The sequence below is a fragment of the Methanococcus maripaludis genome, assembly GCF_002945325.1.
Classification (GTDB): Archaea; AGJL01; Methanococci; order Methanococcales; family Methanococcaceae; genus Methanococcus; species Methanococcus maripaludis.
Window position 1 is genome coordinate 977989 of record NZ_CP026606.1, and the last position, 17244, is coordinate 995232.

The 17244-nt window shown below is 38.5% G+C and carries 9 protein-coding genes, 1 tRNA gene, 3 rRNA genes and 1 other RNA gene; 11 read left to right on the top strand and 3 right to left on the bottom strand.

Translation table 11 applies throughout. The annotated features are described in order from the left end of the window. Positions 1-7 precede the first annotated feature (7 nt). Complete coding sequence (locus tag MMJJ_RS05285) at positions 8-2026, bottom strand: ATP-binding protein (RefSeq protein ID WP_104837979.1); 2019 nt, start codon at positions 2024-2026, stop codon at positions 8-10. A gap of 212 nt (positions 2027-2238) precedes the next feature. Here MMJJ_RS05285 and MMJJ_RS05290 point away from each other — a divergent pair, with 212 nt between their 5' ends. Then, positions 2239-2877: a DUF4013 domain-containing protein gene (locus MMJJ_RS05290; RefSeq protein WP_104837980.1), complete on the top strand. Its 639-nt coding sequence runs from the start codon at positions 2239-2241 to the stop codon at positions 2875-2877. Positions 2878-2943: 66 nt separating this feature from the next. On the opposite strand, the gene MMJJ_RS05295 is transcribed toward MMJJ_RS05290, so the two are convergent. Then, entirely contained in the window at positions 2944-4392 is a 1449-nt protein-coding gene (locus MMJJ_RS05295) for a cobyrinic acid a,c-diamide synthase (RefSeq protein ID WP_104837981.1), read from the bottom strand. 72 nt (positions 4393-4464) lie between these two features. Here MMJJ_RS05295 and MMJJ_RS05300 point away from each other — a divergent pair, with 72 nt between their 5' ends. From MMJJ_RS05300 to MMJJ_RS05335, 8 genes are all read left to right on the top strand, one after another. Next, the gene (locus tag MMJJ_RS05300) at positions 4465-5472 is read left to right on the top strand and encodes a potassium channel family protein (protein ID WP_104837982.1); all 1008 of its coding nucleotides are present in this window, start codon (positions 4465-4467) and stop codon (positions 5470-5472) included. Positions 5473-5701: 229 nt separating this feature from the next. Beyond that, positions 5702-7168: ribosomal RNA gene (locus MMJJ_RS05305) — 16S ribosomal RNA — on the top strand. Positions 7169-7222: 54 nt separating this feature from the next. After that, positions 7223-7295, top strand: a tRNA-Ala gene (locus MMJJ_RS05310). A gap of 100 nt (positions 7296-7395) precedes the next feature. Then, a 23S ribosomal RNA gene (locus MMJJ_RS05315) occupies positions 7396-10363 on the top strand. Between the two features lie 56 nt (positions 10364-10419). After that, positions 10420-10534: ribosomal RNA gene (gene rrf / locus MMJJ_RS05320) — 5S ribosomal RNA — on the top strand. The 16S, 23S and 5S rRNA genes sit together here with 1 tRNA gene alongside, the layout of an rRNA operon. Before the next feature lie 58 nt (positions 10535-10592). Then, positions 10593-10831: RNase P RNA component (gene rnpB, locus MMJJ_RS05325), an RNA gene on the top strand. 170 nt (positions 10832-11001) lie between these two features. Next, complete coding sequence (gene polC, locus MMJJ_RS05330) at positions 11002-14397, top strand: DNA polymerase II large subunit (protein ID WP_104837983.1); 3396 nt, start codon at positions 11002-11004, stop codon at positions 14395-14397. Between the two features lie 67 nt (positions 14398-14464). After that, on the top strand, positions 14465-14737 hold the full coding sequence (locus tag MMJJ_RS05335) for a heavy metal-binding domain-containing protein (RefSeq protein ID WP_011169969.1): 273 nt from the start codon (positions 14465-14467) through the stop codon (positions 14735-14737). A gap of 55 nt (positions 14738-14792) precedes the next feature. Here the strand turns inward: MMJJ_RS05335 and MMJJ_RS05340 are convergent, their stop codons facing one another. After that, positions 14793-15908: an AAA family ATPase gene (locus tag MMJJ_RS05340; RefSeq protein WP_104837984.1), complete on the bottom strand. Its 1116-nt coding sequence runs from the start codon at positions 15906-15908 to the stop codon at positions 14793-14795. Between the two features lie 179 nt (positions 15909-16087). Between MMJJ_RS05340 and MMJJ_RS05345 the strand changes: the two genes are divergently transcribed. Next, entirely contained in the window at positions 16088-16912 is an 825-nt protein-coding gene (locus MMJJ_RS05345) for an SDH family Clp fold serine proteinase (protein ID WP_104837985.1), read from the top strand. Next, entirely contained in the window at positions 16909-17244 is a 336-nt protein-coding gene (locus MMJJ_RS05350; protein ID WP_104837986.1) for a DUF192 domain-containing protein, read from the top strand. Before MMJJ_RS05345 ends, MMJJ_RS05350 begins: the two co-directional genes overlap by 4 nt.

Consider the following 17244-nt stretch of genomic DNA (forward strand, 5'->3'; position numbering starts at 1 on the left):
CGAATTTTTAAATTATCCTGAATTTTCCAGTCTTAGGTTCATCAATGTCCCCATTACTTTTAAGCTTTTTAATCGAAAGTAGGATATGTTCTTCATCAATTCCTTTTGATTTTCCAGCTTCTACGATTTCATCAATTATTACAAGATCGTTATCACTTTTTTCAGCAAGTGCTTTTATTAAATCATATACGCCCATCATCTTACTTCTATCTTTTTTTCCAACTCCTGAAATTTTATCGACATCAAATTGTCCGGTTTCAGGATCATATGCAGTTTCTTTTAAAGATTCAGTAATTATTGAAATGGCTTCATTTGCGTCTTCTTCGTCAACAACATCTTTTAATTTTGCTTTTGCATGCGCTTCTGCAATACGGATTGCCGCTTCAAGCTGTCTTGCAGTAATTTGAACAGAACCTTTTCTCATGTTTAAATAAAATTCAGTGAGAAGCTTTTCAGCACTTTCTGAAATTATTGGCGATTTAGTTTTTGCATATTCTATATATTTTATTACAAAATCCCTGTCAATCAAGACATCATCGACTATAATATGGTCGAGTTTCATATTTTTCGAAACTTCTTTACTTAAATATGCTCTATGAACATTGATAATGTGCTGTGCAATGTCTTTATCTTTTGATCGATCTGCTTCATCTTTTATCGGGAATATTAAATCAAACCTGCTCAGCATAGGTGCAGGAATATTTATCTGTTCAGGAATCGAGACATTTGGGTCAAATCTACCCCATCTCGGGTTACATGCTGCAATAATTGCACATTCTGATGGCAATTTTGCATTAATTCCACCTTTACTGACATGTATTGTCTGAGATTCCATAGCTTCAAGAACAAATGTTTGAAGGTCCCGATTAACTGTAAGCTCATCAATACATGCAGTTCCTTTATTTGCTTTAACTAAAAGCCCAGGTTTAATAACCCAGGTATCGTCTCCAATTTCTGTTTTTTCACGAATAACTGCAGCAGTTAAACCAACACCTGATGCAGTAGTGGCTGACCCGTACAAATTTCCAGGAATTTCAGCAATTTTTCTAAGCATAACTGATTTTCCAATACCTGGATCAGTAATTAAAAGCAAGTGGCTGTCAGCTCTTTTGTTTCCTTTTTTAACTCCTTTAACTTGCTGTAAAAATATCGCTTTTTTGATAATTTCATAACCTTTAATTTCAGGAATCAGCCTTTCAGATAATATATCTATTACTTTTGGATTTTTTCCAACTTTTTCGATATTTTTGATATCTTCTTCATTTAAATCTGCTTCAATTTTATCTTCTAAAACTTCACAATTAATTCCTTTAACATAAATATCATAAATCGGGATATTTTTGTTTTTCTGGTTTTTTATTGGAATTCCTGTAACTTTTACACGCCCACAATAAATTCCAGGGCTGTGTTCTAAAAATACAGTAATATATTTGGGTGGCTCTTCAGGGTCGCCCATAGAATCAAGGGGCTGTTGAACTTTAATTTCCTGAAAATCAATATATTCAGATTCGTCCTCAATTAAAGTCATATTTTGTGCACATTTTGGACATATTGGTTCAAAATAAGCTTCAAATGGATTTTCAACTTCCTGTATTTTTTTTTCGCCACATTGTGTGCATACGTAAGTTGCCTTTTTTAAGGCTGATTTTATTTTTGTCGCGATAACAATTATTCCTTCAAATTCAATCAATTTTCCAAGAGTGCCACTTTTAATATCTTCAATAGTATAATTTTGCTTTTTTTCTGATTTATTAAATTCTTCAGGTATGTTTTTTACAGTAATTACAATATCGGGCTTTTCCGTTTTTATTGAATAATATGCATCCCTGTAACACTCTTCAAGGAGTTCTATTCCTTCTTTTGGAAATTCTTCTAAAAACTCTATAAAGTCAATTACACCATGTTTATAGATATTATCTATATCAATGGCTACTTTCTTTTTTTCCGAGATAATATCTTGAAAATTTAGCGTTTTTAAGCATTCTGTAAGTCTTGGCCGAATATTTTGAATCTGTTTATCATCCATTATTTTCACAAATTTTCTGGTACCTTTCACATATGTTACCAGTACTATATAAATTTTTGAAGTTATTTTCAAAAGTTAAAATTTACTAATTTAATATTGAACAATTCCTTAAAAATGCATTAATTATCTAAAAAATGGTTTTTAAAAGTTTTTAACAAAAAGTAAGAATTATATATTCGAAAATTCAATATTATAACATATGGGGTGATACAATGGATTTTGAACGGGCATTTAAGTTCCCGACGGACGATCCAGATTGGATCAAAAAAGTTGTTATTGGTGCGATATTATCTATAATTCCAATAGTAAACTTTATTTCATTTGGCTATGCGCTAGAACTTCTTAAAAATATAATTGATTCAAAAGAAGAACTTCCAGAATGGTCTGAATTTGGCGGTAAATTTGTAAAAGGGCTAGTTGCCGTTATAATCTATATAATATATATGATAATTCCAGCAATAATTATGTTTGTATTTGGCGGAACTTCAATAATGGCAATGGCTAATGGTCACGATGCAGCAATTGCAGGCGGTATTGTTGGCTTTGGTATTACAATGCTTTTAGTAATATTGCTTGCATTTGTAATTGGATTTATTATTCCAATGGCAATTGCAAATTACATCGCATACGATGAATTTGGAGCAGCATTTAGATTTTCACAAATATTTGATAAAATAAAAGATAATTTTTCAGATTATATAATAATGTATTTAATAATAATTGTTGTAGGTGCAGTTTCTGGCTTTTTAGCAGGATTAATTCCATTTATTGGAATGCTAATTGCAGTATTCATCAATTTTTACATTAGTTTAGTATATGCATTTATTTTAGGTAAGATTTATATTAAATAACCTAAAATAACATTTTAATTAAAAAAATAACATATTTTCTTTTTTTAAAATTTTAAAAATCGAGTTTTAGTTTATATTTATTAGTTTTTCAGACCAAATTTTCAAATATTTTTCGAAAGTTTTAGAATCTTCATTAATTTTTTCAGGCTTAATTTCTGGAATATCTATATCAAAATCAAGTTTCATCGTGGCGTTACAAAATTCTTCGTAATCGATTTCAACTTCTGGAATGAGCCCTCTTTTATTATCAACATTTACATTTAGTTTATTTACGCCGATTAAATCAATATTTAAATCATCCGCAATTTTTTTAACTTTATCAAGTAATTCTGCATTATAAACCCTGTTCAATATAATTCCAGCGACATTAACGCCCATTTCTTTTAATAACGAGTAGTAAGCCATACATTCAACAAAAGATCCTTCAATTCCTGTTTTACTACATGATGATATAATATATACTGGAAAACCTAAAATTTTCGAAACTTCTGATCCGCTATAGTTTTTCTTATTTAGGGCTCCAGTAAATGCACCCATGACACCTTCTATAATATAATTATTAAATTCGGAATTTTTGACAAATTCTAAAAATTCGGACGGTTCAGACCAGCCTCGATCTGAGATTTTAATACTGCTAAATTTAGTCATGGGTTCTCTTAAAAGATATAATGAAGGCACAATATCCCTTACATCAGGACCTATTTTTGAAACAAAAGTTTTTCCTTTTAATTTTGAGCAGATACTCGTTGAAAGAAATGTTTTTCCACTTTCAGAACCCGTTGCAAGTAATATTATTCCTTTTTTATCTTCTGATTCAGTTTTGAAGTTTTCAGAGATTTTGGATCTGTTTTTTAGTTTTTCCTTTAAAATTGAATTTTTCTTAAAAATATTTTGTTTTTCATCTTCAGTAATTTTCATGTTTTTTAAAAAATTTTTAACAACGAAATTATTATCGAGTAAATTATGAACCATCGTTCCATAAACTTTATTTTTAAAAACACCGGACAAAATATTCTGTTTTCCAACCATTTTGTAGTTTAATTTTTCAATTTTTGAAGTTGTCCATTTTTCAGTTGAATTATTGGTAATTTCAATGTTTCCATAGGTGTGGCAGTGAAAACCGTGTCCTAATTGATTTTTTTTACCAAATAAATTATCATTTTCAAAGTTAAATTTTACTAAATCTGTACAAATTAATGGCGAAAATTCAACGTTCAAAAGGCCGAGTCCTTCTTTTACAATTGGAACGGGGCTTTTTCTTCCAATATCAATTTTTTCAGAGAGTATTTGAAATCCACTGCATATTCCAACAATATAATTATCAAAATCTAAAATCTGTTTTTTAAATTCCTCAGTAAAAGATCCGCTTTCAACAATACTTCCCCCAGGTATTATCAGCATTTCAAGGTTTTTTATCTCTGAAATGTTGTTTTCATCAATAATTTTTGTCGGGAGGTTTCCAAAATTTTCAAAACAAGGTAGTGTTCCTTTAATATCAATTAATCCAATTTCCATAACGTTCCCCTTTAGAATGAAATATATATTTTATAAGATATATATGGGATTATAACTAGTTTCGGGTATGTTATGGAATCAATGGAAAAAATTAAGATCGGAATTTTTGTATTATTTGTTGTTATAATTTCGTTTTCATTAATGTTTATGTATATCGAGGGCTGGACCCTTTTACAGGCAATTTATTTTTCAGTGGCTACAATTTCAACAGTTGGTTATGGTGATTTTTACCCAACTTCAGAATTTGGCCAACTTTTGACAATTTTGTTTATTGTTTTTGGAGTAAGTACTGGACTTTATACGCTGGGTGCGTTTGCGGAGTCGTTTATTGGCGGTTATTTTAAAAGATACAACAGGCGGATCAAAATGAAAAAAAGAATAGAAATGCTCGAAAACCACTACATTGTCTGCGGTTATGGTAGAATTGGCAGGGTTGTAATAGATCGATTAAGGGAAAGTGGTCTTGATTATGTTGCAATTGATAGTAATTCAGAAATTTTAGAAGCAGAATTTGAAAAAGATCCAAATTTTAATTATATTGTTGGGGATGCCACACACGATGAATATTTAATAGATGCGCAGATAGACCGTGCAAAAGCACTTATTTCAACAGTTTCAACAGATTCAGATAATGTATATATTACACTTTCTTCAAAAAGACTGAATCCGAAATTATATGTCGTTTCAAAAGCAGATGAGCAGGTTGCAATGGATAAATTATTAATTGCAGGCGCTGACAAGGTTGTTTCACCTTATATGATTGGAGGTCTCAGGGTTGCGGAACTTGCAATGAAACCTGGGATTTTAGATTTTGTTTCAACTTTCATGTCTATTGCAAAATATGAATATGATGAAGATTTGGAAATTAGAAAAATACTAATTGGGAAAAATTCAAAAATTCGCGGAAAAACACTAACTGAATCGCAAATACGATATAATAGTAGGGTAACAATTATCGGAATTAAAAAAGAGAATGATTTACTTGTAAATCCAGGTCCTGAGATTATTTTGGAATACAATGATCAAATATATGCTTTTGGGACTGGCGAACAATTAGATGTTCTTGAAAGTATGGTTTAATTATTTTTAAATTAATTTTTTTTATATACTATCGTTTCAAACCTAAAAACATTACACTATCCGAATCATTGACATATTATGCAATTGAAGTGAACATCTGATTGAAATACTCAGGTGCGATGTAAGCCTACAATCTAGGTGAAACCTAGATAGCAACCAAATGTCATTTCCTTTAATGTAAAATGACGTACTCCACGAGAGGGTGGCGTAAAATTCTTTTACGCTACTAATTCCGGTTGATCCCGCCGGAGGCCACTGCTATTGGGATTCGACTAAGCCATGCGAGTCTATGGTTTCGGCCATGGCGGACGGCTCATTAACACGTGGTTAACATACCCTCAGGTGGGGGATAACCTTGGGAAACTGAGGATAATACCCCATAGAAAAAGCAGTCTGGAACGATTCTTTTTCGAAAGCATATGCGCCTGAGGATTGGACTGCGCTCGATTAGGTAGTTGGTGGGGTAATGGCCCACCAAGCCTACGATCGGTACGGGCCTTGAGAGAGGAAGCCCGGAGATGGGGACTGAGACACGGCCCCAGGCCCTACGGGGCGCAGCAGGCGCGAAACCTCCGCAATGCACGAAAGTGCGACGGGGGGATCCCAAGTGCTCATGCACAGCATGGGCTTTTATCAAGTGTAAACAGCTTGAGGAATAAGGGCTGGGCAAGTTCGGTGCCAGCAGCCGCGGTAACACCGACGGCCCGAGTGGTGGCCACTTTTATTGGGCCTAAAGCGTCCGTAGCCGGTCCAGTAAGTCCTTGTTTAAATCCTGCGGCTTAACCGCAGGACTGGCAGGGATACTGCTGGACTTGGGACCGGGAGAGGACAAGGGTACTTCAGGGGTAGCGGTGAAATGTGTTGATCCTTGAAGGACCACCTATGGCGAAGGCACTTGTCTGGAACGGGTCCGACGGTGAGGGACGAAAGCCAGGGGCGCGAACCGGATTAGATACCCGGGTAGTCCTGGCCGTAAACTTTGCGAACTAGGTGTTAGGTGGGCCCCGTGCCCATCTAGTGCCGAAGGGAAGCCGTTAAGTTCGCCGCCTGGGGAGTACGGTCGCAAGACTGAAACTTAAAGGAATTGGCGGGGGAGCACCACAACGGGTGGAGCCTGCGGTTTAATTGGATTCAACGCCGGGCATCTCACCAGGAGCGACAGCATGATGACGGCCAGGTTGACGACCTTGCCTGAAGCGCTGAGAGGTGGTGCATGGCCATCGTCAGCTCGTACCGCGAGGCGTCCTGTTAAGTCAGGTAACGAGCGAGACCCGTGCCCTATGTTGCTACTTTTTCCTCAGGGAGAAAGGCACTCATAGGGGACCGCTGGCGCTAAGTCAGAGGAAGGAGCGGGCAACGATAGGTCCGCATGCCCCGAATCTCCTGGGCTACACGCGGGCTACAATGGCTAGGACAATGGGCCGCAACCCTGAAAAGGGACGCAAATCTCCTAAACCTAGTCGTAGTTCGGATCGTGGGCTGTAACTCGCCCACGTGAAGCTGGAATCCGTAGTAATCGCAGTTCATAATACTGCGGTGAATGTGTCCCTGCTCCTTGCACACACCGCCCGTCACACCACCCGAGTTGGGTTGAAGTGAGGCCTTGGCCTTTGGCTAGGGTCGAACTTGGGCTCAGCGAGGGGGGTGAAGTCGTAACAAGGTAGCCGTAGGGGAACCTGCGGCTGGATCACCTCCTAAAAAAAGAACAATGGTTGCTACTAGGCACTAAAAGATTGTAGGCTTAACGAATGGGCCCGTAGCTCAGTTGGGAGAGCGCCGCCCTTGCAAGGCGGAGGCCGTGGGTTCAAATCCCGCCGGGTCCACTTTTACTAGCAGTCCACAATACCGAGTATTATGGACCGAGGACCGGATTTTTAGTGAAGGTCGTGCATAAGCCTCCGTATCTGGTGTTATCCAGATGCCTAGATTTATCTATTACCCTATCTGGGGAATGGCTTGGCTTGGAACGCCGATGAAGGACGTGGTAAGCTGCGATAAGCTCAGGCGAGACGCATACAGTCATTGAACCTGAGATTTCCGAATGGGACTTCCTACTTTGTAATCCGTTAAGGATTGGGAACGCGGGGGATTGAAGCATCTTAGTACCCGCAGGAAGAGAAATCAATAGAGATTCCGTTATTAGAGGCGATTGAACGCGGATCAGAGCAAACTGAATCCCTTCGGGGAGATGTGGTGTTATAGGGCCTTCTTTTCGCCTGTTGAGAAAAGCTGAAGTTGACTGGAACGTCACACTATAGAGGGTGAAAGTCCCGTAAGCGTAATCGATTCAGGTTTGAAGTGTCCCTGAGTACCGTGCGTTGGATATCGCGCGGGAATTTGGGAGGCATCAACTTCCAACTCTAAATACGTTCCAAGACCGATAGTGTACTAGTACCGCGAGGGAAAGCTGAAAAGCACCTTTAATCGGGTGTGAAAAGAGCCTGAAACCAGATAGGTATGGTATGACACGGCCCCAAAGGCAACTATACTGAAGGAAACCGTCGCAAGACGGCTGTACGAAGTATAGAGCCAGGGTTGTGTCGTCCGTTTCGAAAAACGGGCCGGGGAGTATATTGTTGTGGCGAGCTTAAGATCTTCACGATCGTAGGCGTAGGGAAACCAACAAGTCCGCAAAATCTTGAGGGACGGGGTCTTAAGGGCCCGGAGTCACAGCAATATGACCCGAAACCGGGCGATCTAGGCCGGGGCAAGGTGAAGTCCCTCAACTGAGGGATGGAGGCCTGCAGAGTTGTTGCCGTTCGAAGCACTCTTCTGACCTCGGTCTAGGGGTGAAAGGCCAATCGAGCCCGGAGATAGCTGGTTCCCTCCGAAGTGACTCTCAGGTCAGCCGGAGTTTAGATAGTCGGCAAGGTAGAGCACTGATAAGGTGGTTAGGGGAAGAAATTCCTCGCTGTTTTGTCAAACTCCGAACTTGTCGTCGTCGCATGCTCCGAGTGAGGGCATACGGGTAAGCTGTATGTCCGAGACGGGAATAACCGAGACTTGGGTTAAGGCCCCTAAGTGCCGATTAAGTGTGAACACGAAGGGCGTCCTTGGTCTAAGACAGCAGGGAGGTTGGCTTAGAAGCAGCCATCCTTTAACGAGTGCGTAACAGCTCACCTGTCGAGATCAAGGGCCCCGAAAATGGACGGGGCTAAATCGGCCGCCGAGACCCAAGGGCACCGAAAGGTGATCCTGTAGGGGGGCGTTCTGCGAGGGCAGAAGTTCGGCTGTGAAGTCGAGTGGACCTCGTAGAAATGAAGATCCCGGTAGTAGTAACAGCATAAGTGGGGTGAGAATCCCCACCGCCGAAGGGGCAAGGGTTCCACAGCAATGTTTTTCAGCTGTGGGTAAGCCGGTCCTAACTCTCGAGTTAACTTCTTTGAGAGGAAAGGGAAACAGGTTAATATTCCTGTGCCATCTAAATACGCGTGGCAACACTAGGTTAGTTTCCGACGCTTCTGGGTAGGCTGAGTGTTCTTGTCTGGGCATTCAAGCTTATAAGTCCGGGGAGAGTTGTAATAACGAGAACCGGATGAAAGAGTGATGAGCTCTCCGTTAGGAGGGTTCGGCCGATCTCTGGAGCCCGTGAAAAGGGAACTAACAAGGATTTTAGATGTCCGTACCCAGAACCGACACTGGTGCCCCTAGGTGAGTATCCTAAGGCGTAGCGGATGAATCTAGTCGAGGGAAGTCGGCAAATTGGCTCCGTAACTTCGGGAGAAGGAGTGCCAGTGATCTTGTTTATATATGGGATCGCTGGTCGCAGTGACCAGGGAGGTCCGACTGTTTAATACAAACATAGGTCTTAGCGAGCCTGAAAAGGTGTGTACTAAGGCCGACGCCTGCCCAGTGCTGGTACGTGAACCCCGGTTTCAACCGGGCGAAGCGCCAGTAAACGGCGGGGGTAACTATAACCCTCTTAAGGTAGCGAAATTCCTTGTCGGGCAAGTTCCGACCTGCATGAATGGCGTAACGAGACCTCCACTGTCCCCGACTAGAATCCGGTGAACCTACCATTCCGGCGCAAAGGCCGGAGACTTCCAGTGGGAAGCGAAGACCCCGTGGAGCTTTACTGCAGCCTGTCGTTGGGGCATGGTTGTGAGTGTACAGTGTAGGTGGGAGCCATCGAAACCTTTTCGCCAGGAAAGGTGGAGGCGACCCTGGGACACCACCCTCTCATGACCATGTTCCTTACCCTTTTAGGGGACACCGGTAGGTGGGCAGTTTGGCTGGGGCGGTACCCTCCTAAAAATGCATCAGGAGGGCCCAAAGGTTGGCTCAAGCGGGTCAGGACTCCGCTGTTGAGTGTAAGGGCAAAAGCCAGCCTGACTTTGTTGCCAACAAAACGCAACGAAGAGGCGAAAGCCGGGCCTAACGAACCCCTGTGCCTCACTGATGGGGGCCAGGGATGACAAAAAAGCTACCCCGGGGATAACAGAGTTGTCGCGGGCAAGAGCCCATATCGACCCCGCGGCTTGCTACCTCGATGTCGGTTTTTCCCATCCTGGGTCTGCAGCAGGACCCAAGGGTGGGGCTGTTCGCCCATTAAAGGGGATCATGAGCTGGGTTTAGACCGTCGTGAGACAGGTTGGTTGCTATCTGCTGGATGTGTTGGCTGTCTGAGGGAAAGGTGGCTCTAGTACGAGAGGAACGGGCCGTCGGCGCCTCTAGTCGATCGGTTGTCTGACAAGGCATTGCCGAGCAGCCACGCGCCAAGAGATAAGAGCTGAAAGCATCTAAGCTCGAAATTCATCCTGAAAATAGACAGCCGTTTCCTTCGGGAACGAGAACATCTGTAGAAGACAGGTTTGATAGGCTAGGGGTGTACGCATCAAGGTTTTCCGAGATGTTCAGCCCGCTAGTACTAATAGTTCAAGAGATAAATTGGCATCTGGACACTTAAAGATACGGGGGCAATAGATGCACTTTTAATTTAAACTTTGACATAACGGTCATAGCGGAGGAGTTACATCCGATCCCATCCCGATCTCGGAAATTAAGCCCTCCTGCGATTCATTAAGTACTGCCATCTGGTGGGAACAATGTGACGCTGTTAGTCACTTTTTTTTATTCATTTCATTTTTCGAGTTTTCGGGTAGCATATACTCAAACTCATGGCAAGGGGGCTGGTGACTATCCACTGGGAGGAAGCTCTGCCCACCCAATTGTGTAGATTTCCTGAGAAGGAATGAATAGGGTATAGAAACGACACGGTTCTAAGAAATATGACTATGATATTTTCAAAATTGAGGATTCTTAGAAAATCGATGAAACGACCTTATTTTACACGGGTGCAAGCATATGTGCTAAGCTGAATGTCACCGAAATTACAGAAGGCAGGCTATAGCCCCGATGCCATTTCAAAAAAATTTACAAAATTTTAAACATTTTCAAAATAATTTTTTAACCTGTGCTATACAAACAATTATTTTATAATTGGTACCCCCATAACCAAGTTAAAACTATATATTCTTTTAAGACATAACTCTTTAACCTACGTTTAATCCAACTTTAATCGTGATAATCATGCTCCATGTTTCAGCTTCAAAAGGAATGACTGAATATTTTAAAAATATTTTAGACGATGTATCCAACCTTTATAATCTTGCAGAAGAGTGTAGGAAGAACGGGTACGACGTAACGGATCATGTTGAAATCCCGCTTGCAAAAGATATGGCAGATAGGGTTGAAGGTATCGTTGGACCAAAAAATGTTGCAGAGCGTATTAGGGAACTAGTATCTGAATTTGGAAAAGAACCTGCAGCGCTTGAAATTGCAAAAGAGATAGTTGAAGGAAAATTTGGCGAGTTTGGGCGAGAAGTTGGAGCTGAACAGGCTGTAAGAACAGCTCTGGCGGTTATTACTGAAGGTATTGTTGCAGCACCTCTAGAAGGAATTGCGTATGTTAAAATTAAGAAAAACAGCGATAACAGTGAGTATCTTGCAATTTATTTTGCAGGGCCGATTAGAAGTGCAGGGGGAACTGCACAGGCACTTGCAGTACTTGTTGGGGATTATGTTAGAAAAAACATGGGATTAGATAGATTTAAGCCAACAGAAGATGAAGTTGAACGTTACGGTGAAGAAGTTGATTTGTATCAATCTGAGGTTACTACATTTCAATACCAGCCAAAAGCTGAAGAGATACGGGTTGCAGTTAGAAATATCTCTGTAGAAATTACTGGGGAAGCCACTGACGATGTTGAAGTTAGTGGACACCGGGATTTACCAAGAGTGGAAACAAACCAGATTCGAGGGGGTGCTCTTTTAGCACTGGTTGAAGGTGTTCTTTTAAAAGCTCCTAAAATTTTAAGACACGTTGATAAATTAAATATCGAAGGATGGAACTGGTTGAAAGAATTAAAAAGCAAAAAAGAAGAAGTAATCGAAGAACTAGAAGAAGAAAACGATGAATATAACTACGAAGATGAAGAAGACTTATCCCAGTATGAAGATTATGAAGTAGAAGCTGTAACTAAGTTTATTGGGGAGGTTATTGCAGGAAGGCCTGTATTTTCCCACCCTTCCAAAAAAGGCGGTTTCAGACTTAGGTATGGAAGAAGCAGAAATACTGGTTTTGCAACAGATGGTTTTCATCCTGCAATAATGTATTTAGTCGATGACTTCATGGCAGTGGGTACCCAACTTAAAACCGAAAGACCTGGAAAGGCAACCTGTGTAGTTCCTGTTGACAGTATCGAAGGTCCGATAGTTAAATTAAATGATGGAAGCGTACTTAAAATAGACACTGTTGAAAAAGCAAAACAATATACTGATGAAGTTCAAGAAATTCTATTTTTAGGCGATATTTTAGTTAATTACGGGGATTTCTTAGAAAACAACCATACGGTACTTCCAAGCAGTTGGTGTATTGAATGGTATGAAAAAATCTTAAAATCACAAAATTTGGAATACACGGAAGAATTTATTAAAAATCCAGGGCAAAAGGAAGCGGTAAATTATGCTAAAATTACAAAAACGCCATTGCATCCAAAATACACATATTTCTGGCACGATATTTCTAAAGAGAATATTTCTACCCTTCGAAGTTGGGTTATTGGTGGAAAATACAATCCAAGCAATGATTCATGGGAACTAAATTACGATCCTGAAGATGAGGAAATTTCAAATGCGAAAAGATATCTTGAACTTATTGGATGTCCACATACTGTAATGGAAGAAAAAGTAGAAATTTTTGAATATTATCCATTTTTATACTCTTTAGGTTATGATTTCGATGAAAAAAGGGATATGATTGATAATATCGATGAAAAACTTCAAAATACAAAAAATAACATGCACTTTATAAATACAATCGCACCTTTTGAAATTCGAAGAAACGCCTATATTTACGTTGGCGCAAGAATGGGTAGGCCTGAAAAAGCAGCTGCTAGAAAGATGAAACCGCCAGTAAATGGACTTTTTCCTATTGGAAATGCGGGAGCTCTTGTAAGACTTATTAATAAGGCCGTAGAAGAAGGAAAAACTGACGAAATCGAAATTGCAAATGTAAAATGTAGTTGTGGAAAGGTAAGTTTATACAGGACATGTCCGTTCTGTGGAAATTCTGTTGAACCAACAGGCCCTTCAAGAATAAAGCTTCCAATAAAGGATTACTGGTATAAAACTCTTGAAAATTTAAAAATAAACAAGCCCGGCGACGTAAAATGTATTAAAGGTATGACCTCAAAGGATAAAATAATTGAACCTTTGGAAAAAGCAATATTACGGGCAAAAAATAACATATATGTATTTAAAGACGGAACTACCAGGTTTGACTGTACAGATGTTCCTGTAACGCATTTTAAACCTGTAGAAATACACGTACCTATTGAAAAATTAAAATCGTTAGGATATTTAAAAGATATTCATGGAACTCCACTTGAAAATGAAGATCAGGTATTAGAATTAAAAGTTCAGGATGTAATAGTTCCTGAATCCTGTATGGATTACTTTTTAAATGTTTCAGGATTTATAGACGATCTTTTGGAAAAATACTACAAAAAAGATAGATTTTACAACGTGAATACAAGAGAAGACCTTGTAGGCCATTTAATAATCGGAATGGCGCCACACACTTCTGCAGGAATGGTTGGAAGGATTATTGGATACAGCAATGCAAACGTAGGCTATGCACATCCTTATTTCCACGCTTCAAAAAGGAGAAATTGTGATGGGGATGAAGATGCATTTTTCCTCCTTTTGGATGCATTTATGAACTTTTCAAAAAGGTTTTTGCCTGATAAAAGAGGTGGCCAGATGGATGCACCACTGGTTCTTACAACTATTTTGGACCCTAAGGAAGTAGATGGTGAGGTTCATAACATGGATTCGATGTGGGAATACCCGCTTGAATTTTATGAAAAATCTCTGGAAGGAATCGCTCCAAAAGAAATTAAGAAAATGATGGAAACTATTGAAGATCGACTTGATAAAGACAGCCAGTACGAAGGAATTGGCTATACTCATGAAACATCAAAAATTGATGAAGGGCCACCAATTTGTGCGTATAAAACATTAGGTTCGATGATGGAAAAAACTTCAGCACAGTTAGCCGTAGCAAAAAAAATCAGGGCAACTGATGAAAGAGACGTAGCTGAAAAGGTTATTCAATCACACTTTGTGCCCGATTTAATCGGAAATTTAAGAGCTTTTTCAAGGCAGGGTGTAAGATGCAAATGCGGTGCAAAATACCGAAGGATGCCGTTAAAAGGAGTTTGCAGAAAATGTGGAAGCAGACTGATTCTAACGGTTTCAAAAGGGGCTGTTGAAAAGTATATGAATGTTTCCCAGACAATGGCTGAAAAATATGATGCAAGCGACTATATTAAACAAAGACTTGAAATTATAAAGTCAGGAATTGACAGTTTATTTGTAAACGACAAGAGAAAGCAGGTTAAAATTGAAGATTTCTTTAAATAATGAAATTATTTAGAAATTAATATATATCTTCTTTCTATAGTTATTTTAAAAAAACATGGTGGTTTTTATGATCGTAACAACAAGCGATAAAATTGAAGGAAAAGAAATTGAAAGTTATACTGGATTTATCATGGGGTCCTTAGCTGCTAAAGCAGGTACAAAAGATCAAGTGGAAGCTAAAAAGAAAGCTTTATACGGATTATTTAGAAAAGGAAAAGAAGATGGTGCAGACGGAATAATAAGTGTGAAATTAGATTCAGTTTCCTACAAATCAGAAGAAACTGGAGAAGAAATGGTAGAATACACTTACTACGGAACAGCAGTTAAATTTAAAAATTAAATATATATTCTCTATTTTTTTTAATCATTATTTTTTTAAAAATTTAAAAAAGAATTTATCCATATAAATTTAATGGGGTAGAATTTTTAACGATTTTTTTGATTATTTCATCGAGATCTTTTTGAGTAATCGATTCTCTATCTTCTAAAATTGCTTTATGGAGTGCAGGTTTTAGGAATTTTTCTTTAATCGTTCTTCCATTCATGCCTTTTGTTTTTTCAACATATTTTTTCAGGTCTGCATTTACTGCTATTGGCATTTTTTCTACATAGAGTTCGATAATTTTCAATCTTTCGTTATCATCAGGCATTTTAAATTCAATTTCTTCTTCAAATCTGCTTCTAATGGCATTATCGAGCATTTCTGGGTTGTTTGTCGCCGCAATTGTCACAACTCCCAGATTATTTTTTATTCCATCGAGTTCTGTAAGAAGAGCATTTACTACTTCAGATACATCCCCCCTCAATGACTGAAACTGCCTGCTGAGTGCAATTGCATCCAGTTCATCAATAAATATTATTGAGGGCGTATTTTCTGATGCATTTTCGTAAAGACTTTCAATCTGTTTTGAGCCATCTCCAACATGGTCCCCAATAAGTTCAGTAGCCTTTATTAAATAAAGCGGTACATCCGTCTCTGTTGCAAGTGCTCTTGCTAACATTGTTTTTCCAGTTCCTGGTGGCCCATAAAATAAGATGTTTTTTGGAGCCCATTCTCCGAATAATTCAGGATTTTCAAGATATTTTATTACAATTTTACACTTTTTCTTTGCATCAAGCTGTCCGACAACTTCTTCAAAAGTGGTTTCTTTGAATTTTGGAGAATTTTGCGGTTTACTGTTATTTTCCAATTTAAATAACGTGTCTTTTGTTATAATTCCCCCTTCTTTGGGGTAGAGGGAAACAACCTTAAATGCGTATTCCGGGATAATCGTGCTGTCAAATAAATATGTGCCTTCCTTTACAATCTCGTTTTCCCACTGTTCTCGAGCGTATGAGTTAAATAGTGCGTGGTCTTCTACACTAACCTTTAAAGTCTCGCCATTAACATTTATCGGAAAACCAACCGGTTCCAAAATCACGTATTTTAAACACATGGCTTCTTCTGGAACTACGGGTGGTTTTTGAAGAGTTTTTTTGAGTTTCAGGTTACTGATATTGATATTGCTCATCAGTGCACCTCTTGATTATATGAATAATTTGATAGGAATAATCTGATTAGACTAAGATATTATTTAAGGTTAAGTAAGTATGTTAATCTAATATAAAAGGAATATATATATGATAAGATATTTAGGTTATCTAAGGACTTTACTGGATCAAAAAGACAATTTTCACGGGGGTTATCAAAATGGATCCTTCATCAATTATCTGGATATTTTTTGCGTTTTTATTTTTCTATCCACAGGTGCTTTTTAGATATAGGCTTTTACAACGGTACAAATTTATAAAGCAGTTCGAAGCGGTTAGAAAAACCCGTGCAATTGTCATGATACACAGGCAGGAACAGCTGGCACTTTTTGGAATTCCTCTTTATAAATATATTACAATAGAGGATAGTGAAGAAATTTTAAGGGCAATTAGAATGACTCCTGAAGATATGCCGATAGATTTAATACTTCATACTCCAGGAGGACTTGTACTTGCAAGTGAACAGATTGCAATCGCTCTAAAGGAACACAAGGCAAAAACGACAGTTATAATTCCCCACTATGCAATGAGTGGTGGAAGTTTGATAGCTCTTGCAGCAGATGAAATTATAATTGATAAAAATGCAGTAATGGGGCCTGTAGACCCTCAGATTGGACAGTACCCGGCAGCTTCAATTATAAATGCAATAAATACAAAATATACTGATGAATTGGACGATGAAACTTTAATATTGGGAGATATTGCAAGAAAAGCAATAGTTCAGGTTAAAGAATTTGTCTATGATATATTGAAAGACAAAATGGGGGAAGAAAAAGCAAAATACCTTTCAGAAACTCTTTCTACGGGAAAATGGACGCACGACTATCCTTTAACAATTAATAAATTAAAAGATCTCGGAATTGAAGTAAATACAAACCTGCCAAATATCGTTTATGAATTATTTGACCTTTACCGACAGCCTGTAAATCAGAGACCATCTGTACAGTATGTTCCAGTGCCATACAAAAGAGGAACTAAAAAATGAATCCAAAAACCCTTGAAATAAACGGTAAAACTTATTCTGTAAATATTGCAGATAATTTTATAAAACGGGCATTTGGGCTCATGTTTAGGGATATTTCAGAAAATGAAGGATTATTCTTTAAATATGGGAATAGAAGACTTCATATTCATACATTTTTTATGAAATATCCTATAGATGTGATTTTTTTAAAAGATGATAAAATTGTTGATGTTGCAACAAACTTAATTCCTTGGAAAACTTACAATTCAAAAGTAAAATCAAATAGAATGTTTGAAGTGAAAGCTTCGGGAATAACTGCTGAATTAATCGGAAAAAAAATTAAATTCAATTAA